The organism is Rhodococcus sp. P4_C10 (genome assembly GCF_056402135.1).
Genome location: NZ_JBFUHZ010000022.1, coordinates 17,826 through 35,598, shown reverse-complemented (window position 1 = coordinate 35,598; position 17,773 = coordinate 17,826). Strand labels below are relative to the sequence as shown.

The 17,773-nt window shown below is 70.0% G+C and carries 17 protein-coding genes; 12 read left to right on the top strand and 5 right to left on the bottom strand.

Going from position 1 to position 17,773, the window contains the following annotated elements:
* Positions 1-30: 30 nt before the first annotated feature.
* On the top strand, positions 31-1,083 hold the full coding sequence (gene tsaD, locus AC1DWC_RS16205; protein ID WP_477909622.1) for a tRNA (adenosine(37)-N6)-threonylcarbamoyltransferase complex transferase subunit TsaD: 1,053 nt from the start codon (positions 31-33) through the stop codon (positions 1,081-1,083).
* Positions 1,073-1,618, top strand: a complete 546-nt coding sequence (locus tag AC1DWC_RS16200) for a potassium channel family protein (protein ID WP_477909620.1) — start codon at positions 1,073-1,075, stop codon at positions 1,616-1,618. Before tsaD ends, AC1DWC_RS16200 begins: the two co-directional genes overlap by 11 nt.
* Positions 1,619-1,641: 23 nt before the next feature.
* Here AC1DWC_RS16200 and AC1DWC_RS16195 read toward each other — a convergent pair whose 3' ends face one another.
* Together AC1DWC_RS16195 and AC1DWC_RS16190 are read right to left on the bottom strand one after the other, a co-directional pair.
* A complete protein-coding gene (locus AC1DWC_RS16195; RefSeq protein ID WP_072843824.1) occupies positions 1,642-2,100 on the bottom strand; it encodes an RrF2 family transcriptional regulator in 459 nt (152 codons plus the stop codon).
* A gap of 64 nt (positions 2,101-2,164) precedes the next feature.
* Complete coding sequence (locus AC1DWC_RS16190) at positions 2,165-3,892, bottom strand: TIGR03767 family metallophosphoesterase (RefSeq protein WP_477909618.1); 1,728 nt, start codon at positions 3,890-3,892, stop codon at positions 2,165-2,167.
* A gap of 254 nt (positions 3,893-4,146) precedes the next feature.
* Here AC1DWC_RS16190 and groES point away from each other — a divergent pair, with 254 nt between their 5' ends.
* Together groES and groL are read left to right on the top strand one after the other, a co-directional pair.
* Positions 4,147-4,446: a co-chaperone GroES gene (gene groES / locus AC1DWC_RS16185; RefSeq protein ID WP_027501788.1), complete on the top strand. Its 300-nt coding sequence runs from the start codon at positions 4,147-4,149 to the stop codon at positions 4,444-4,446.
* A 95-nt stretch (positions 4,447-4,541) separates the two neighbouring features.
* On the top strand, positions 4,542-6,155 hold the full coding sequence (gene groL / locus AC1DWC_RS16180) for a chaperonin GroEL (protein WP_477909616.1): 1,614 nt from the start codon (positions 4,542-4,544) through the stop codon (positions 6,153-6,155).
* 93 nt (positions 6,156-6,248) lie between these two features.
* Here groL and AC1DWC_RS16175 read toward each other — a convergent pair whose 3' ends face one another.
* Positions 6,249-6,542, bottom strand: a complete 294-nt coding sequence (locus AC1DWC_RS16175; RefSeq protein ID WP_072843761.1) for a WhiB family transcriptional regulator — start codon at positions 6,540-6,542, stop codon at positions 6,249-6,251.
* Between the two features lie 450 nt (positions 6,543-6,992).
* On the opposite strand from AC1DWC_RS16175, the gene AC1DWC_RS16170 reads away from it, so the two are divergent.
* The 3 genes from AC1DWC_RS16170 to AC1DWC_RS16160 all read left to right on the top strand — a co-directional run bounded on the left by AC1DWC_RS16170 (position 6,993) and on the right by AC1DWC_RS16160 (position 9,570).
* Complete coding sequence (locus AC1DWC_RS16170; protein ID WP_477909614.1) at positions 6,993-7,862, top strand: hypothetical protein; 870 nt, start codon at positions 6,993-6,995, stop codon at positions 7,860-7,862.
* An 87-nt stretch (positions 7,863-7,949) separates the two neighbouring features.
* Positions 7,950-8,528 (top strand): sigma-70 family RNA polymerase sigma factor, encoded by a 579-nt coding sequence (locus AC1DWC_RS16165; RefSeq protein WP_072843760.1) that lies wholly within the window; start codon positions 7,950-7,952, stop codon positions 8,526-8,528.
* Positions 8,521-9,570, top strand: a complete 1,050-nt coding sequence (locus AC1DWC_RS16160; protein ID WP_477909612.1) for an anti-sigma-D factor RsdA — start codon at positions 8,521-8,523, stop codon at positions 9,568-9,570. Before AC1DWC_RS16165 ends, AC1DWC_RS16160 begins: the two co-directional genes overlap by 8 nt.
* Before the next feature lie 148 nt (positions 9,571-9,718).
* On the opposite strand, the gene AC1DWC_RS16155 is transcribed toward AC1DWC_RS16160, so the two are convergent.
* The gene (locus AC1DWC_RS16155; RefSeq protein WP_072843759.1) at positions 9,719-10,123 is read right to left on the bottom strand and encodes a DUF5319 domain-containing protein; all 405 of its coding nucleotides are present in this window, start codon (positions 10,121-10,123) and stop codon (positions 9,719-9,721) included.
* Positions 10,124-10,350: 227 nt separating this feature from the next.
* Between AC1DWC_RS16155 and guaB the strand changes: the two genes are divergently transcribed.
* The 5 genes from guaB (at position 10,351) to AC1DWC_RS16130 (ending at position 17,244) form a co-directional block, all read left to right on the top strand.
* Complete coding sequence (gene guaB, locus AC1DWC_RS16150; RefSeq protein WP_477909610.1) at positions 10,351-11,874, top strand: IMP dehydrogenase; 1,524 nt, start codon at positions 10,351-10,353, stop codon at positions 11,872-11,874.
* A gap of 65 nt (positions 11,875-11,939) precedes the next feature.
* Complete coding sequence (locus AC1DWC_RS16145) at positions 11,940-13,076, top strand: GuaB3 family IMP dehydrogenase-related protein (RefSeq protein WP_072843757.1); 1,137 nt, start codon at positions 11,940-11,942, stop codon at positions 13,074-13,076.
* A 133-nt stretch (positions 13,077-13,209) separates the two neighbouring features.
* Entirely contained in the window at positions 13,210-14,946 is a 1,737-nt protein-coding gene (locus AC1DWC_RS16140) for an FAD-dependent oxidoreductase (protein WP_477909608.1), read from the top strand.
* An 82-nt stretch (positions 14,947-15,028) separates the two neighbouring features.
* On the top strand, positions 15,029-16,615 hold the full coding sequence (guaA, locus tag AC1DWC_RS16135; RefSeq protein ID WP_477909606.1) for a glutamine-hydrolyzing GMP synthase: 1,587 nt from the start codon (positions 15,029-15,031) through the stop codon (positions 16,613-16,615).
* Between the two features lie 284 nt (positions 16,616-16,899).
* On the top strand, positions 16,900-17,244 hold the full coding sequence (locus AC1DWC_RS16130) for a hypothetical protein (RefSeq protein ID WP_477909604.1): 345 nt from the start codon (positions 16,900-16,902) through the stop codon (positions 17,242-17,244).
* 15 nt (positions 17,245-17,259) lie between these two features.
* On the opposite strand, the gene AC1DWC_RS16125 is transcribed toward AC1DWC_RS16130, so the two are convergent.
* On the bottom strand, positions 17,260-17,700 hold the full coding sequence (locus AC1DWC_RS16125) for a PspC domain-containing protein (RefSeq protein WP_477909602.1): 441 nt from the start codon (positions 17,698-17,700) through the stop codon (positions 17,260-17,262).
* Positions 17,701-17,773: the final 73 nt, after the last annotated feature.

The window sequence follows — 17,773 nt, the reverse complement described above, 5'->3', positions numbered from 1 at the left end:
TGTGGACGGACAGCCGGAGGGCGAACGAGCATGATCGTGATGGGCATCGAGAGTTCCTGCGACGAAACGGGAGTCGGCATCGTCCGCTGGCGCCCGGACGGCACCTGCGAGCTGCTCGCGGACGAGGTGGCCTCCAGCGTCGACCAGCACGCGCGGTACGGCGGCGTGGTGCCCGAGGTGGCCTCGCGCGCGCACCTCGAGGCGATCGTGCCGACCATGCGTCGTGCCCTGGCGCAGGCCGGCATTGCCAAGCCCGACGCCCTGGCCGTCACCATCGGCCCCGGGCTCGCCGGCGCGCTGCTCGTCGGTGCGGCCGCGGCGAAGGCGTACGCGGCGGCGTGGGACGTGCCCTTCTACGCGCTCAACCACCTCGGCGGCCATGTCGCCGTGGACACCCTCGAACACGGGCCGATGCCGCCGTGCGTGGCGCTGCTCGTCTCCGGCGGGCACACCCACCTGCTGCACGTGGAGGACCTGGCCAAGCCGATCACCGAACTCGGCACCACGGTGGACGACGCGGCGGGGGAGGCCTTCGACAAGGTGGCCCGCCTGCTCGGCCTCGGCTTCCCCGGTGGTCCGGCCCTGGATGCGGCGGCACAGACGGGGGACCCGAAGGCGATCGCCTTCCCCCGCGGGATGACTGGCCCGCGCGACGCCCGCAACGACTTCTCGTTCTCGGGTCTCAAGACGGCGGTCGCGCGGTACGTCGAGTCCCGCGAGCGGGCCGGCGAACCGCTGTCCATCCCCGACATCGCCGCGAGCTTCCAGGAGGCGGTGGCCGACGTGCTCACCATGAAGGCGGTCCGCGCGGCCACCGACGTCGGGGTGGACACCCTGGTCCTCGGCGGCGGTGCGACGGCCAACTCGCGGATCCGCTCGATGGCGGAGGAGCGCTGCGCGGCGGCCGGTTTGACGCTTCGCATCCCGAAGCCGCGGCTGTGCACCGACAATGGGGTGATGATTGCCGCACTGGGTGCCCACGTGATCGCCGGGGGCGCACGCCCGTCCCCGTTGAACGTCGCCACCGACCCCGGACTGTCCGTGACGGTGAGCCAGTCGCGGGACCGGGGCGATGCAAACTGAGCGCTTCGAGGCCCTGTCGAAGGCGGAGCGCCGCAGGCTGATCCGCCGGGCGGTCGTGCGTCCGGCGGGCACCGCGGTGTTGCTGTTGGTGGCGTACTTCGCGGTGCCGATGACAGACCTGCAGTCGGCGTCGGCTTTCGCCGGACTGGTGTTCGGTCTGACGGCGGTGACGGTGCTGTGCGTCTGGCAGATCCGGAAGATCGTGCGGGCGCAGTATCCCGCCCTGCAGGGCGTCGAGGCCCTCGCGCTGACCCTGCCCGTGTACCTGCTGTCCTTCGCCACGCTGTACCACCTGATGTCGGTGCAGGCGCCCGGCGACTTCAACGAACCGTTGTCGAGGATCGACTCGCTGTACTTCACGCTGGTGTGCTTCTCGACCGTGGGCTTCGGGGACATCGCCGCCAAGAGTGAGGTCGCCCGGGCCGTCGTGTCGGTGCAGATCGTGGGAAACCTGATCCTGATCGCGGTCGGTGTCCGCATCCTCACCGCCGCGGTCCGCCGCGGTCAGGCCCGCTTGCAGCAGGGGAGCGACTGACGCCGCCGTCGGCAGGCGGGCGGCTAGGTTGCCACCGGCCCCGCCACCACGGTCGGGGAGAGGGTGAGCAGGGTCTGTGACGTCGGCGGCGACGTCAGCTCCGCGACGGTGATGCCGTCGAGCGAGTCGTAGAACGCGTCCTGGGCGCGCCGCAGCGCGGTACGCAGGCGGCACGCGTTCCGCAGCGGGCAGGGGGTGTCGCCCTCACAGGTGACGACCTCGCCGTCGCCCTCGAGCGCCCGGGTCAGCCAGCCGACCGAGGTGCGACGGGCGGCGTCGGTGATGGACAGTCCGCCGCCGCGACCGCGGCGGGCCTCGACCATGCCGAGTTCGCTCAGCCGCGCGACCACTTTCGCGGTGTGGGTGTAGGGGATGGACAGTTCGTCCGCCACCTGGCTGGTGGTCAGCCCGCCGCCGCCGGGGGCGACGGCGAGCCGCATCACGACTCGCAGCCCGAGATCGGTGAATCGCGTCAGCTGCACGGCACCGACCGTACCGAACGCGAAATACCCGCGCAATCGGCGGGCATTTCGGCGTCTGTACTGGTCAGGCGCGCGGTGACGGCAGCACCAGTTCGGTGTTGTGGTCGCCCGAGACGCCCATCTCCTCCGGCTCCATGTGGATGTCGTTGAAGGACAGCTCACGGTAGAGCGACGCCAGCCCGGTTGCCGAGAAGTCGCCGTGCGGGACCGAGTACGGGGCGTCCGACTCGATCAGCGTGGTGAGCAGCGAGACGGTCCCGTCGCCGTTGTCGACCACCTCGATGATCCGGGCGTGCTGCGGGAAGTCGATGTGCGAGGCGGTGTTGATCTCCCAGAAGCCCTGCGCCGGCGTCAGACCGGGTCGCGGGTGGATCCGGTTCTCGTGGGTGTGGCCGTTGACCCAGGCCAGCACGTTCGGGAAGCGGTTGAGCAGCTCGACCACCTGGGCGCCCTTGTACCGGCGCTCGCCCGGGTTCTCCGGGTCGGGCGTGACGTCGTCCATCGTGTCGCTGGTGTGGTGGCTGAAGAGCAGGAAGTAGGTGTCCGTGCGGGACTGGGTGACCGGCCGGCCGCCGTCGTCGAAGTAGCGGCTGCTGCCTGCCTGCAGGGTCTGTTCGATCCAGCGGAACTGGGCCTCGCCGAGCGAGCCGTCGACGGCTCCGGCGTGGTTGGTGGAGTCCATGCTGATGCCGACGACGCCGGGCGCGATCTCGAAGGAGTAGTAGCCGATGCCGGACTCGCCGGCGTCGGGGGCGAAGCCGTGGCCGACCGGGCCGGGGCCGGTGTTGGCCGGGTCGAGGTGGGCCGCGATGTACTGCCGGGGCGTGAACGGCGCGCGGCTGGCGTCCGGGGTGACCACGCGGGGCGGGGTGGTGAGCGCGCTGAGCAGGGCCGGGATGGCGGACGGATCGGAACTGGCGGCACTGCCGATGGCACGAGCCTGCTCGGAGTTCGGTGCCTCGATCTTGAGGGACCCCGTGTACATGTTCTCGAGCAGCGGAATCCCGTTGGGGAGGGTGCCGGAGATCGCGTCGTCGTGGTTCCCGAACACGCTGTACCAGGGGGTGCGCAGGCCCGGGCTGGTGACCGGTCGCAGGGCCGCGCCGAGCAGTCCGGGCATCTCCGGGAATCCGGCCTTCTTGTACATGTCCTGGATCGGCGACTCGGGGTTCCAGTACAGGTCCGCGCCGGAGTTCTGCACGCCCTCGTAACGGTCCGCGGCACCGGTGTTGGGGATGAAGGTGCCGCCGTTGAGCGCGGTGAGCAGCCAGCCGAGTTCGGCGTGCTCCTTGTTGTCGGTGTTGTCGCCGGTGGTCACGACCGCGTCGAACGGGCGCCCGGTGTGCGGGCCGCCCCGCAAGGAGTTGATCCGGGACACCAGGGACACCAGTCCCTGGGTGGTGAGCGTCTCGTGCGGGCGGAACGCCGACCCGGTGAACGGGTGCACGTACTCGAACCGCATCGGCGACTGGGCGTCGAGGATGTGCAGGTCGGTCAGCTGGACGAAGGAGGCCAGCACCCGGCGGCGCTCCTCGCGTCCGGACTGTGCGCCGGCCAGTTCGCCGCGCACGATCATCGGCCACCCCGGACCCGCGGTCAGGGCGCGGTAGCCGGATCCGCCGAGCGGGGTGGCCACGGCCTCGAGGGTCGTGCCTGCCAGGTACTCGGGGAGCGCGTCGGCGGCCGCGTACCAGGTTCCCCACGGCGCCCGGCCGAACGTTCCGAGGCCGACGGCGCCTGCGGCGCCCAGCCCGGCGAGCCCGAGAAATCCACGTCTGCTGATGTTTGCCACGGCGACGACTCTAGGTCACCTTCTCGTCACCCACGGTTTCTACGGGTGACTGGCTGATCGTGGCGCTGCGGTCCGGTGGCGCCGCCTGCCCTTGAGCGCTGGCACTCGCATGTATAGAGTGCTAGTTGGCGCTGACCCAGCCTCGGCACCCGCGACGACGGGGCTCGGTGAGGGGCCGCTTGCGTGAAGAACAAAACCGACACGCCTGGGGAACAGCCCCGGGCGCAAGTACCCCTGAAAGTGGAGGGCTCATCGTGGCGAGCGTGAACATCAAGCCGCTCGAGGACAAGATCCTCGTCCAGGCCAACGAGGCCGAGACGACGACTGCCTCAGGCCTGGTCATCCCCGACACGGCCAAGGAGAAGCCCCAGGAGGGCACCGTCGTCGCCGTTGGCGAAGGCCGCGTGACCGACAAGGGCAACCGCATCCCGGTCGATGTCAAGGAAGGCGACACCGTCATCTACAGCAAGTACGGCGGAACCGAGATCAAGTACGCCGGTCAGGAGTACCTGATCCTGTCGGCACGCGACGTGCTGGCTGTCATCTCCAAGTAAGCCCACTCGCAGTCCGCCCCGGTGTCCCCTCTTCTCGGTGACCCCGGGGCGGATCGCGTTGACGGACCCTCCCGAGCCAGGAGCAGCTACGTACTATGTCCAAGCAGATTGAGTTCAACGAGAAGGCGCGTCGTGCGCTCGAGCGCGGCGTCGACCAGCTGGCCGACGCGGTCAAGGTGACCCTCGGCCCCCGCGGCCGGCACGTCGTCCTCGCCAAGGCCTTCGGCGGCCCGACCGTCACCAACGACGGCGTCTCCATCGCCCGTGAGATCGAGCTCGAGGATCCCTTCGAGAACCTCGGCGCCCAGCTCGTCAAGAGCGTCGCCACCAAGACCAACGACGTCGCCGGCGACGGCACCACCACCGCCACCGTGCTCGCGCAGGGCCTGGTCCGCGGCGGCCTGAAGAACGTCGCCGCAGGCGCCAACCCGATCTCCCTCGGGGCGGGCATCGCCCAGGGTGCCGACCTGGTCGTCGAGGCACTGCTCGCGGCCGCCACCCCGGTCGAGGGCAAGGCCGCCATCGCGCAGGTCGCCACCGTCTCCTCGCGTGACGCGGAGATCGGCGAGCTGGTCGGCGAGGCCATGACCCGGGTCGGCGTCGACGGCGTCGTCACGATCGAGGAGTCCTCGACCACGCAGACCGAGCTCGTCGTCACCGAGGGCGTGCAGTTCGACAAGGGCTACCTCTCGCCCTACTTCGTCACCGACGTCGACGCCCAGAAGGCGATCCTCGAGGACGCGCTGATCCTGCTCGTCCGCGACAAGATCAGCTCCCTGCCCGACGTCCTGCCGCTGCTCGAGAAGGTTGCCGAGTCCGGCAAGCCGCTCCTGATCATCGCCGAGGACGTCGAGGGCGAGGTGCTCTCCACGCTGGTGGTCAACGCCATCCGCAAGACGATCAAGGCGGTTGCGGTCAAGGCGCCGTTCTTCGGCGACCGCCGCAAGGCGTTCCTCGACGACCTCGCGGTCGTCACCGCGGGCACCGTCATCAACACCGACGTCGGGCTTTCCCTCAAGGAAGCCGGCCTCGAGCTGCTGGGCAACGCACGCCGCGTCGTGGTCACCAAGGACGAGACCACCATCGTCGACGGTGCGGGCACCGAGGCGGACATCGCCACCCGGGTCGGCCAGCTGCGCCGTGAGATCGAGAACTCCGACTCCGACTGGGATCGCGAGAAGCTCGAGGAGCGCCTCGCCAAGCTGGCCGGCGGCGTCGCGGTGATCAAGGTCGGCGCCGCCACCGAGACCGACCTCAAGGAGCGCAAGTTCCGGGTCGAGGACGCGGTCAACGCGGCCAAGGCCGCGGTCGAGGAGGGCATCGTCCCCGGCGGCGGTTCCGCGCTGGTGCAGGCCGGTCAGGGCCTCACCGCCCTTGCCGCGTCGCTCACCGGCGACGAGGCGACCGGTGTCGAGGTCCTGCGGGTCGCGCTGAGCACGCCGCTGTTCTGGATCGCCACCAACGCCGGCGTCGACGGGTCCGTCGTGGTCAGCAAGGTCGCCGAGGCGCCCAAGGGTCATGGCTTCAATGCCGCGACCCTCACCTACGGCGACCTGCTCGCCGACGGTGTGGTGGACCCGGTGAAGGTGACCCGTTCCGCGGTCGTCAACGCCGTCTCCGTCGCGCGGATGGTGCTCACCACCGAGAGCGCCGTCGTGGAGAAGCCTGTCGACGCGGTCGAGGACCACGGGCACGGCCACAGCCACTAGGCACGCTCGATCGTCACACGCGTTGTCGTGACACACACGAAGGCCCCCGGACGGAAATTCGTCCGGGGGCCTTCGCATCGGCCGGTCCTCACGTCACACCGCGATGCGGTGGCGGCCACGACGGGCGTGCATCTCCCGTTCGGCTTCCGACATGCCGCCCCAGATCCCGTACGGCTCGCTGACGCTGAGGGCGTGGCTGCGGCACTGCGCGAGCACGGGGCAGCGGTGGCACATCTCCTTGGCTCGCGTCTCGCGCTGCGCTCGGGCCCGGCCGCGTTCCCCGTCCGGGTGGAAGAACATCGAGGAGTCGACTCCGCGGCAGAGTCCGTGCATCTGCCAGTCCCAGATATCGGCGTTGGGGCCGGGGAGGTGATTCGGCTGCGGCATGTCATCTCCTAAGGTCGCGTATTCAATTCCCTTCGCAACGTTAGAGGTGTGACGGAAATGGAGTCAATACTTTCGTGAGTGGCGATTTCCATAGCGCGGCAGCACGAAATTAACATTCCGTTCATCGACATCGACACCGAATTGTGATTCAGGCGGCTGCGATTCGATCCACGGTTGGCCGCGGACGGCCTGGGCCTGGAAGTGAATATAGTGGTCAGGTCCTATTCGTGCACGGCGTGGCGCAGCCCCCGCGGTCGGAGAATCCGGATCATTGAACAGCAATCCGTATGCTGAATGTACTGAATGTAAATGAGAGGAAAACTATAGACAGGTCCGGCGTGAATGGGTATGTGAGAGCGGCGGCGGCGAATTGCCCTACTCGTCCGCCGCGGGACGCCTTGTCCGCCGGCGGGTGGTGGGGGACCGGGCCGCGGGACCTACTCTTACGCCGTGCCTCCCCTCCTCGCCGACCAGTCCGACGCCGACCGGTCCGACGTCACCCAGTCCGATGCCGACCCGGCGGTGGGCCTCCTGGCCGGTGTCGCCTTCGGCCCGAGGCCGGGGACGCGGGAACTGCCGCAGGCGGAGACCGCCGAGGGGCACTGGCTGCGGGCGGTCGCCCTCGGCGGGCAGGGTCGTTACGCCGCGGCGCACACCGAACTGAACCGGGTTGCCGCCGGCCGGCCGGATCCCGTGGTGTCGTCGCTGGCATCGAGCACCGAGGCGTCGCTGCTGCGTCAACTGGGGTGGCACCGACTCGCGTCCGGGTACGACGGCCGGGCGCTGGGTGTGCTCGGATCGGCCGCGGACCCGGCCGGGGTGCGCGTCCGGGCGGCCCGCGCCGACGCGCTGACCGGACTGGCAGCCGACGCCCTCGGCTGCGGCCGGTTGGACCTCGGTTTCCGGTTGCTGGCGCGGTGCGCCGAACTCCTCGATGCCGGTGACCCGCGGTTGTGGCGCCAGCAGATCCGGTTGAACTGGGTCACCGCCGAGATGTCCCTGGCGTCCGGTGACCCCGACCGCGGCCACCGGCACGCGGGGCTGGCCGTCGAGCGGGCGCGGGACACGGACTCGGTGCGCCACCAGGTCAAGTCGAAGCTGCTGCTGGCCGCCGCGGTCAGCGCCGGGCCGGATCCCGCGGCGGCCGCCGCGCCCGCCGCGGAAATTGTCGACAGCTGTGCCGAACACGGGCTGGTTCCGCTGCGGTGGGCGGCCGCGATGCTGCTCAACGGCGTGCAGCCGAGTCCGGAGGCAGCCGCGGTCCGGGACGCGTGTCGACGCCAGATCCGTGACTGGGGTGGGCGATTCAGAAACCCGTGAGGGTCTGTCGCTATCCTTCGACTATTCCACCGCCAGGTGGGAACGCCCCGTGTGGGCGTCCCTGTAACGCCAGGACGATCTCTCACGATGACTACTACGAGCGAGGAATTGGACTCGGCAGTCGCTGCGGCAGCGCAGGGCGACCGGGTTGCCCTGGCTCGAGTGTTGGAGACAGTCCGACCCATGGTCGTGCGTTACTGCCGGTCACGGGTCGGAGTCGCGGAAAGAGGACAGCTTTCCGCGGACGACGTGGCGCAGGAGGTGTGCCTGGCTGTGATGACCGCGCTTCCGCGGTACCGAGATCAGGGCAGGCCCTTCATGGCCTTCGTGTACGGGATTGCCGCACACAAGGTCGCCGACGCGCATCGCAACGCCGGACGTAACAAGGCGGAGTCGATGGCAGAGGTGCCCGACGTCGTCTCGACCGAGGAAGGACCGGAGAAGCTCGCGCTCGACTCGGAGACCGGCCGGCAGATGAAGACGCTGTTGGCGACGCTCTCCGAGAAGCATCGGGAGATCATCATTCTCCGGTTGGTGGTCGGGCTGTCCGCCGAAGAAACGGCCGCCGCGGTGGGGAGTACCGCGGGTGCCGTCCGAGTTGCCCAGCACCGGGCGCTCACGAAACTCAAAACCGAAGTAGCGAAAGCGGGTGAGATGTATGGCTAGGGGGAGCAAGCACGGCGAAGACGACCGGCGGGCGGATCAATACTCCACGTCCGATGCCGATCTCGCCCGAGGCGCGACGCCGACCGCCGGTGATCCGGCCGACGTCGACGCATCGACGCCGTTCGACCTGGCGGAAGTCCAACGCGACGACGCCCTGCTCGACGCGCTCTCGGGCGGCCGACCAGTGGCCACCGGCAGCCCCGAGGAGAGCGAGCTCGCGGCGTTGCTGGCCGACTGGCGGGCCGAGATCCTCGCGCCGGCGATGCCGGCCGAGCCGACCCTCGGCCGGGTGGTCGCGGCAGTCGACGACCAACTCTCCGGTGCGGGTCGCCACGGTCGCCGTGGCCTCCGGTTGCTGCGTCCGATCGCGGGTGCGGCCGCCGCCGTGGCCGTCGTGATGGCCGGTCTCACCGTCTTCTCGTACAACGCCGTGCCCGGTGATCCGCTGTGGAAGGTCAAGGAGGTCGTGTTCACCGAGCGCGCGAACTCGACCGTCGCCAGCATCGACACCACCACGAATCTCGAGGAAGCCGAGCGGCTGATCAAGGCCGGCGACTCGACAGCGGCGGTCCAACTGCTGCAGTCGGCGGGCAAGCGGGTCACGGATGTCAACGAGTCCGACAAGCGGGACGCGCTGACCGCCCGGATGGACAAGCTGATGGCCGATGCCGCAAAGAGCGGCGCCCCGACCAGCACGGTGACCACCACTCCCGGTGAGAGTGCCGCGGCCGGCGTCACCACCACCGCGCCGGCTCCGCCCGTCACCACGGTGCCCGGCGGGCCGGCGACCACGGTGCCGCCGGGACCCACCGAACTGCCGGTGGTCCCGAGCGTGCCGCCGGTGACGTCGGAGCCGACCACACCGGCGCCGTCCCCGTCCCCGTCGCCGTCCCCGCAGCCGTCCCCTTCGCCCTCGCCGACGCCCAAGCCGGGACCGGGCGAACCGCCGACCGGGGTGCCCAGCGCGACGACGACCCCGCCGGCGCCCGCCTCGACGACGGTCGAGACGCCGAGGGATCTGACTTCACCCGCGACCAGCTAGCCGCACCGGCGGCGGTCGCGGCAACACCGGCGCGGACAGCACTCAACGCGGACACGACTCAACGCGGACACAACTCAACGCAGGCAGCGCTCAACGCAGACGAACGGCCCGACAAGATGACTTGTCGGGCCGTTCGTCTGTGTTCGGTCTAGAGGTCGAAGCCGTCGCCGTGCAGCGCCTCGTTCATCGACGCGTCCGCGTAGCCGCGGCAGTAGTCCCAGGTGACATAGGCCTCGGGGACCGGGTCGTAGGCCGGCTCGTGCGGGCGGACCGTGCCGTCGACCAGCAGCTGGAGCAGGTTGGCTCGCAGCATGTCCCAGTCGTGGTAGTGGTCCTGCTGGCAGTCGTCGCAGCACACGACCAGACCGCGGATGCCGCGGTGGCCGAGCAGTGCCTCGTAGACGGCGAGGTCGGCGAGGTCCTCCTCGACGGCCAGTCGCTCCTGGGCGTCGAGGGGCTGACCGGGCTCGATCGCGTCGAGCGCGGCGGAGGGGTCTGCAGGGTCACCGGCAAACGGATCCGGCGGCAGACCGGGGGGCAGTTGATCACGCACAGCACCACGGTACGCAGGCCGAGTGGGTCTGCGCCACCCGTCACACTCACCACGTTCGCCCGTAGGTGAGTGCAGCCGATACCATGGTGTCCGGGCTGAGGGAAGAATCCGCCCCCAGTCGAGCGTTCTTCCCCTCGTCCGAGCACTCCCGCCGCATTCGCGCCCACGAGGGTCACGAGCCCCCGATGTGGTGCCGCCCCACAGTTCCAGGAAAGGTCCCGAGCCGTATGAGTACATCCGGAGGACACGTGCGCACCGGCGGAGATCGCCCGGACAAGGTGGCGATGCTGGGCCTCACGTTCGACGACGTGCTGCTGCTTCCCGCCGCGTCGGACGTCATCCCGAGCCAGGTCGACACCTCCAGCCAGCTGACCCGCGAGATCCGCCTCCGTGTCCCGCTGGTGAGTTCCGCGATGGACACGGTCACCGAGGCCCGGATGGCGATCGCGATGGCGCGCGCCGGCGGCATGGGCGTGCTGCACCGCAACCTCTCGGCCGAGGCCCAGGCCGGCCAGATCGAGACGGTCAAGCGTTCCGACGCGGGCATGATCACCGACCCGGTCACCTGCAAGCCGACCGACACCATCGCCGAGGTCGACGCCCAGTGCGCGCGCTTCCGGATCTCCGGACTGCCGGTCACCGACGACGCCGGCCAGCTGGTCGGCATCATCACCAACCGCGACATGCGGTTCGAGGTGGACCAGAACCGCGCGGTGTCCGAGGTCATGACCAAGGCGCCCCTGATCACCGCCCGCGAGGGCGTCACCGCGGAGGCCGCGCTCGGCCTGCTGCGCCGGCACAAGCTCGAGAAGCTGCCGATCGTCGACGGCCAGGGCAAGCTGACCGGTCTGATCACGGTCAAGGACTTCGTCAAGACCGAACAGCACCCGAACGCCACCAAGGACCGCGACGGCCGACTGCTGGTCGGTGCGGCGGTGGGCGTCGGCGACGACTCCTGGACCCGCGCGATGATGCTGACCGACGCCGGGGCCGACGTGCTTGTCGTCGACAGCGCGCACGGCCATCAGGTCAACATCCTGCAGATGATCGCGAAGCTCAAGGCCGAGATCGGCGATCGCGTCCAGCTCATCGGCGGCAACGTCGCGACCCGAGCCGGCGCTCTGGCGCTGGTCGAGGCGGGCGCGGACGCCGTCAAGGTGGGCGTCGGGCCCGGCTCGATCTGCACCACCCGCGTCATCGCCGGTGTCGGTGCGCCGCAGATCACCGCCATCCTCGAGGCCGTCGCGGCGTGCAAGCCGCTGGGTGTGCCGGTCATCGCGGACGGTGGCCTGCAGTTCTCCGGCGACATCGCGAAGGCCCTCGCGGCCGGCGCGTCGACGGCCATGCTGGGCTCGCTGCTCGCGGGTACTGCGGAGTCCCCGGGCGAGCTGATCCTGGTCGGCGGCAAGCAGTTCAAGAGCTACCGCGGCATGGGCTCGGTCGGCGCGATGCAGAGCCGCGGCCAGGCGAAGTCCTACTCCAAGGACCGCTACTTCCAGGACGACGTGCTCTCCGAGGACAAGCTGGTGCCCGAGGGCATCGAGGGCCGGGTGCCGTTCCGTGGCCCGCTGTCGCAGGTAACCCACCAGCTCACCGGCGGTCTGCGTGCGGCCATGGGTTACGCCGGCGCGTCCACCATCGAGGAGTTGCAGGAAGCGCAGTTCGTGCAGATCACCGCGGCGGGACTCAAGGAGAGCCACCCGCACGACATCACCATGACGGTCGAGGCGCCGAACTACGTCGCGCGCTGACCGCGGACGCGTAAGTTCCCGCCTGATCCAGGCAACCATCAGCCACATCGAAGAAAGGGGCGCGCGTGCGCGACCTCGTTGAGATCGGCATGGGCCGCACGGCCCGTCGCACCTATGAGCTGGACGACATCGACATCGTCCCCTCCCGGCGGACACGTTCGTCCAAGGAGGTGTCGACGGCCTGGCAGCTCGACGCGTACCGCTTCGACATCCCGGTGCTCGCCCACCCGACCGACGCGCTGGTCTCGCCGGCGTTCGCGATCGAGCTGGGCAAGCGCGGCGGCCTCGGCGTGATCAACGGTGAGGGGCTGTGGGGTCGGCACGCCGACGTCGAGGCCAAGATCGCCGAGCTGGTGCAGATCGCCGAGTCCGACGTCGATGCCGACGCGCCGATCGCCAAGCTGCAGGAGCTGCACGCCGCCCCGATCCAGCCGGAGCTGCTCGCCGCCGCGGTCGCGCAGGTGCGGGCCGCGGGCGTGACCGTCGCGGTCCGGGTCAGCCCGCAGAACGCGCGCGCGCTGACCCCGGCACTGGTGAAGGCCGGCATCGACCTGCTGGTCATCCACGGCACGATCATCTCGGCCGAGCACGTCGCGAACGGCGACGAACCGCTGAACCTGAAGACGTTCATCGCCGAGCTGGACGTCCCGGTTGTCGCGGGCGGCGTCAGCGACCACCGCACCGCCCTGCACCTGATGCGGACCGGCGCGGCCGGCGTCATCGTCGGGTACGGCTCGACCGCGGGCGCCACCACCACCGGCGAGGTGCTCGGCATCGGCGTCCCGATGGCGACGGCGATCGCCGACGCCGCGGCCGCCCGCCGCGACTACCTCGACGAGACCGGCGGACGCTACGTCCACGTGATCGCCGACGGCGACATCAGCACCTCCGGGGACCTGGCCAAGGCCATCGCCTGCGGCGCGGACGCCGCGGTGCTCGGTGCGCCGCTGGCCGTGGCCGCCGAGGCGCCGGGCGGCGGCTGGTACTGGCCGTCCGCGGCCGCGCACCCCTCGATGCCGCGCGGCGCCATGCTGCCGGTCTCGTTCGGCGACCGTCCCAGCCTGGACCAGGTGCTCACCGGCCCGTCCGACGACCCGTACGGGTCGCTGAACCTGGTCGGCGGACTGCGTCGCTCGATGGCCAAGTCCGGGTACTCCGACCTCAAGGAGTTCCAGAAGGTCGGGCTGACCGTCCGCGCCTGACCCGCTCCGCCGAGCGCTTTCCAGGCCGTTACCGATACCTGGCGTTACAGTTAGACGACCCCCTGTGGCTCCGGTCACAGGGGGTCGGTGCATACTGGCGAGTAACAACCTTTGGTTCACGGTGGAGGTCTCCATGGGCAAGCGCGCGACTGACTTCGATGTCCTGGTCATCGGCTCCGGATTCGGTGGCAGTGTCACCGCGCTCCGGCTGGTGGAGAAGGGGTACCGGGTCGGCATCCTCGAGGCCGGTCGGCGGTACGCCGACGCCGACTTCGCGAAGACCAGTTGGGATCTCAAGCGGTTCCTGTGGGCGCCGGCACTGGGCTGCTACGGAATCCAGCGCGTGCACCTGCTGCGCGACGTCCTGATCCTCGCCGGGGCGGGGGTCGGCGGCGGCTCGCTGAACTACGCAAACACGCTCTACAAGCCGCCCGCGTCGTTCTTCCAGGACCCGCAGTGGCGCGACATCACCGACTGGCACGACGAGCTCAGCCCGTACTACGAGCAGGCGCAGAAGATGCTCGGCGTGGTCCGCAACCCGCACATGACGCCCGCGGACGAGGTGATCAAGTCGGTGGCCGAGGACATGGGCGTCGGCGACACGTTCATCCAGACCCCGGTCGGCGTGTTCTTCGGCGAACCCGGCAAGACCGTCGAGGACCCGTACTTCGGCGGCGTCGGCCCGGCGCGGACCGGCTGCATCGAGTGCGGCGAGTGCATGACCGGCTGCCGGCACGGCGCCAAGAACACCCTGCTCAAGAACTACCTCGGCCTGGCCGAGAAGGCGGGCGCGCAGATCGTCCCGATGACCACCGTGACCGGGCTGTTCGAGGCCTCGGACGGCACCTGGGACGTGGCCACCCGCCGCACCGGCGCCAAGGTGCGCAAGAACAACAAGACCTACACCGCGCAGCACGTCGTGGTCGCCGCCGGTACCTGGGGCACCCAGCACCTGCTGCACAAGATGAAGGACACCGGTGCGCTGCCCAGGCTGTCCGACCACCTCGGCGAACTCACCCGCACCAACTCCGAGTCCATCGTCGGCGCGGGCAGGCACAACGTCGACCCGGCCATGGACCTGACCCGGGGCGTGGCGATCACCTCCTCGTTCCACCCGACCGCGGACACCCACATCGAGCCGGTCCGCTACGGCAAGGGCTCCAACGCGATGGGGCTGCTGCAGACCCTGATGACCGACGGCGGCGGCACCACCCCGCGCTGGGTGAAGTTCCTCGGCGTCGTCGCGAAGAACCCGATGCAGATGCTGCGCATGCTCACGGTGAGGAACTGGAGCGAGCGCACCATCATCGCCCTGGTCATGCAGAACCTGGACAACTCGATCACCACGTACACCAAGCGCGGCGTGTTCGGGCGCAAGGTCACCAGCAGGCAGGGCCACGGCGAGCCGAACCCGACGTGGATCCCGGCCGGCAACGACGCCACCCGGCGGATCGCGGACAAGATCGACGGCGTCGCGGGCGGCACCTGGGGCGAGATCTTCAACATCCCGCTCACCGCACACTTCCTCGGCGGCTGCGCGATCGGTGCCGACCCGAGCCGCGGCGTCATCGACCCGTACCACCGGGTGTACGGCTACCCGACGCTGAGCGTGGTGGACGGGGCCTCGGTGTCGGCCAACCTCGGTGTGAACCCGTCGCTGACCATCAGCGCGCAGGCCGAGCGGGCCGCGTCGCTGTGGCCGAACAAGGGCGAGCAGGACAGCCGGCCCGCCCAGGGCGAGGCCTACCGACGGATCAGCCCGGTGGCGCCGAACAGCCCCGTGGTGCCCGCGTCCTCACCCGCGGCCCTGGTGCTGCCGATCGTCGAGGTGCGCACGGGCAAGGCCGCGAAGGCGTCCGACGTGGCCTGAGTGGGGCCGCCGCGGGGAGGCAGAGGGCCTGCTCCGCGGGGGTGTGGGCGGGGGAGTCCGGGCGCTGACTAGACTGGTCGGCGTGGCAGACACCCAGCACCCCGGCTCCTCCCAGCAGAATCCCGTTCTCGTCGTCGATTTCGGGGCGCAGTACGCGCAGCTGATCGCTCGCCGGGTACGGGAGGCCAACGTCTACTCGGAGGTGGTCCCGCATACGGCGACCGTCGAGGAGATCGTGGCCCGTCGTCCCGCGGCGGTGATCCTTTCCGGCGGCCCGTCCAGCGTGTACGACGACGGCGCACCGCAGCTCGACGCCCGGCTGTTTGACCATGACATCCCGGTGTTCGGCATCTGCTACGGATTCCAGGCGATGGCCGGTGCGCTCGGCGGCACCGTCACCCACACCGGCACCCGTGAGTACGGCCGCACCCAGCTGAGCGTGGACGGCGGCCTCCTCCACGAGGGCCTGCCCGAGCTGCAGCCGGTGTGGATGAGCCACGGCGACGCCGTGACCGACGCCCCGGAGGGCTTCGAGGTGACCGCGACCAGCGCGGGCGCCCCCGTCGCCGCCTTCGAGAACCGGGCCAAGCGCCTGGCCGGCGTCCAGTACCACCCCGAGGTGCTGCACTCCCCGCACGGGCAGCACGTGCTCAGCCGCTTCCTCCGCGAGATCGCGGGCATCGCACCGACCTGGACCGCGGCCAACATCGCCGAGGACCTGATCGAGCGGGTCCGCGAGCAGGTCGGCGACGGCCAGGCGATCTGCGGGCTGTCCGGCGGCGTCGACTCCGCGGTCGCCGCGGCCCTCGTGCAGCGCGCGATCGGCGACAAGCTCACCTGCGTTTTCGTCGACCACGGGCTGCTGCGCGCGGGTGAGCGCGAGCAGGTCCAGCAGGACTTCGTCGCGGCCACCGGCGCCAAGCTGATCACCGTCGACGCGGTCGACACCTTCCTCGGCGAGCTGGACGGCGTGTCCGACCCCGAGACCAAGCGCAAGATCATCGGCCGCGAGTTCATCCGCAGCTTCGAGGACGCGGTGTCCGAGGTGCTCGGCGAGAGCGCCGCGCACGGCGACACCGTCGACTTCCTGGTCCAGGGCACCCTGTACCCGGACGTCGTCGAGTCCGGCGGCGGCACCGGCACCGCGAACATCAAGAGCCACCACAACGTCGGTGGCCTGCCGGAGGACCTGCAGTTCAAGCTGGTCGAGCCGCTGCGCCTGCTGTTCAAGGACGAGGTCCGCGCGGTCGGCCGGGCGCTGGGACTGCCCGAGGAGATCGTGTCGCGTCAGCCGTTCCCCGGTCCGGGTCTCGCGATCCGCATCGTCGGCAGCGTGAACCAGGAGCGGCTCACGCTGCTCCGTCAGGCCGACGCCATCGCCCGCGAGGAACTCACGGCGGCGGGCCTGGACGGCCAGATCTGGCAGTGCCCCGTGGTGCTGCTCGCCGACGTGCGCAGCGTCGGTGTGCAGGGCGACGGACGCACCTACGGCCACCCGATCGTGCTGCGTCCCGTCTCCAGCGAGGACGCCATGACGGCGGACTGGACGCGTCTGCCCTACGACGTGCTCGAGCGCATCTCCACCCGGATCACCAACGAGGTACCGGACGTCAACCGCGTCGTGCTCGACGTGACGAGCAAGCCGCCGGGAACCATCGAGTGGGAGTGATCCTCGGGACCCGGCGGGACGCGTAGGCGCCCGCCGGGTTTCCGGCTTTCCGGGGCCGAAACCCGGATTCACAGTCAACTGCCAGGTCGGCGACGCCGAAAATGGTGTTGACTGGTATTACAACGTCGCGGACCGTTCATGCGACGAAAGACATTGCCGAAGCCGGTGAAGTGACCCCTGGCTCGGAGCGCTCGCCCCCGCACCTCGCACCTCGTACACGAGGCAGACGACGAAACTCCTCACCCGCGGCCACTTCCCCGGCAGCGCACGAGAAGGGTGTGGCGATGAACGAGAAGATCGGAACGCGTGGATCGCGTCGGCTGCTCGCCGGCCTGGCGGTCGCAGGTGTGATGGTCCTGGTCCCCATGACGGCTGCGGCAGGCCCCGCCGCGGCGGCCCCGGTCGCGCCGGTGCCGGTGGTCCAGGTGAACGGGCACGGGCACGGGCACGGGCACGGCAACCAGAACTGGAACAACAACTGGAACAACAGTTGGAACCGTGACTGGAACAACAGTTGGAACCGTGACTGGAACAACAGCTGGAACCGGGACTGGAACAACAACCAGAATCAGAACTGGAACTGGAACCAGGGTTTGCCGCTGCCGTTCGGCGGGCTCTTCGGCAGTTGAGCCGCGCGGTGACGGTCAGTGCGCGGCGGGGCCGCGGCCGTCGAGGTAGAGGTAGCCGCCGACCAGCAGCGCCATGCCGACCAGTCCGGCGCCCACCGGTGCGGCACACGCGATCGCGGTGATCACGGTCGCGGTGGCCAGCACTAGCGCGGTGGTCTTGGACTCGCCGCCTGCGCCGTCGCCGAGCAGGGTCTCGCCCATCGAGCGGGTCTCGTCGGGGGTTCGCATCAACAGCCAGGCGGCCAGGTAGACCGGGACGCCGGCGCCGGCGAGCAGCAGCGATGCGAGGGACGCCAGCCGGACCGCCCACGCGTCCACACCGAGTCGTCGGGCGACGCCGGCGCAGACGCCGGCGGCCATGCCCTCGGCGGGCAGCCGCTGCGGAAGATTCTGGAGGAAAGAGCTTTTCGTGCTGCTGGGGCCGGATTCGGTGAAGGGGATCTGGTTCTCGCTCATGACGTCCATGCTCGTCGCAGGGAGGCGCTCGGCGCCATCGGGAAGCACCCGGATCTTTGCCGCCCGCGTCTCA

What these genes read in the sequence shown, in the direction of transcription:
- groL (WP_477909616.1), top strand. Translation starts at nt 4,542, where the DNA reads ATGTCCAAGCAGATTGAGTTCAACGAGAAGGCGCGTCGTGCGCTCGAG.
- AC1DWC_RS16125 (WP_477909602.1), bottom strand. Translation starts at nt 17,700, where the DNA reads ATGAGCGAGAACCAGATCCCCTTCACCGAATCCGGCCCCAGCAGCACG.
- guaB (WP_477909610.1), top strand. Translation starts at nt 10,351, where the DNA reads ATGAGTACATCCGGAGGACACGTGCGCACCGGCGGAGATCGCCCGGAC.
- AC1DWC_RS16165 (WP_072843760.1), top strand. Translation starts at nt 7,950, where the DNA reads ATGACTACTACGAGCGAGGAATTGGACTCGGCAGTCGCTGCGGCAGCG.
- AC1DWC_RS16160 (WP_477909612.1), top strand. Translation starts at nt 8,521, where the DNA reads ATGGCTAGGGGGAGCAAGCACGGCGAAGACGACCGGCGGGCGGATCAA.
- AC1DWC_RS16130 (WP_477909604.1), top strand. Translation starts at nt 16,900, where the DNA reads ATGAACGAGAAGATCGGAACGCGTGGATCGCGTCGGCTGCTCGCCGGC.
- AC1DWC_RS16200 (WP_477909620.1), top strand. Translation starts at nt 1,073, where the DNA reads ATGCAAACTGAGCGCTTCGAGGCCCTGTCGAAGGCGGAGCGCCGCAGG.
- AC1DWC_RS16140 (WP_477909608.1), top strand. Translation starts at nt 13,210, where the DNA reads ATGGGCAAGCGCGCGACTGACTTCGATGTCCTGGTCATCGGCTCCGGA.
- tsaD (WP_477909622.1), top strand. Translation starts at nt 31, where the DNA reads ATGATCGTGATGGGCATCGAGAGTTCCTGCGACGAAACGGGAGTCGGC.
- AC1DWC_RS16175 (WP_072843761.1), bottom strand. Translation starts at nt 6,542, where the DNA reads ATGCCGCAGCCGAATCACCTCCCCGGCCCCAACGCCGATATCTGGGAC.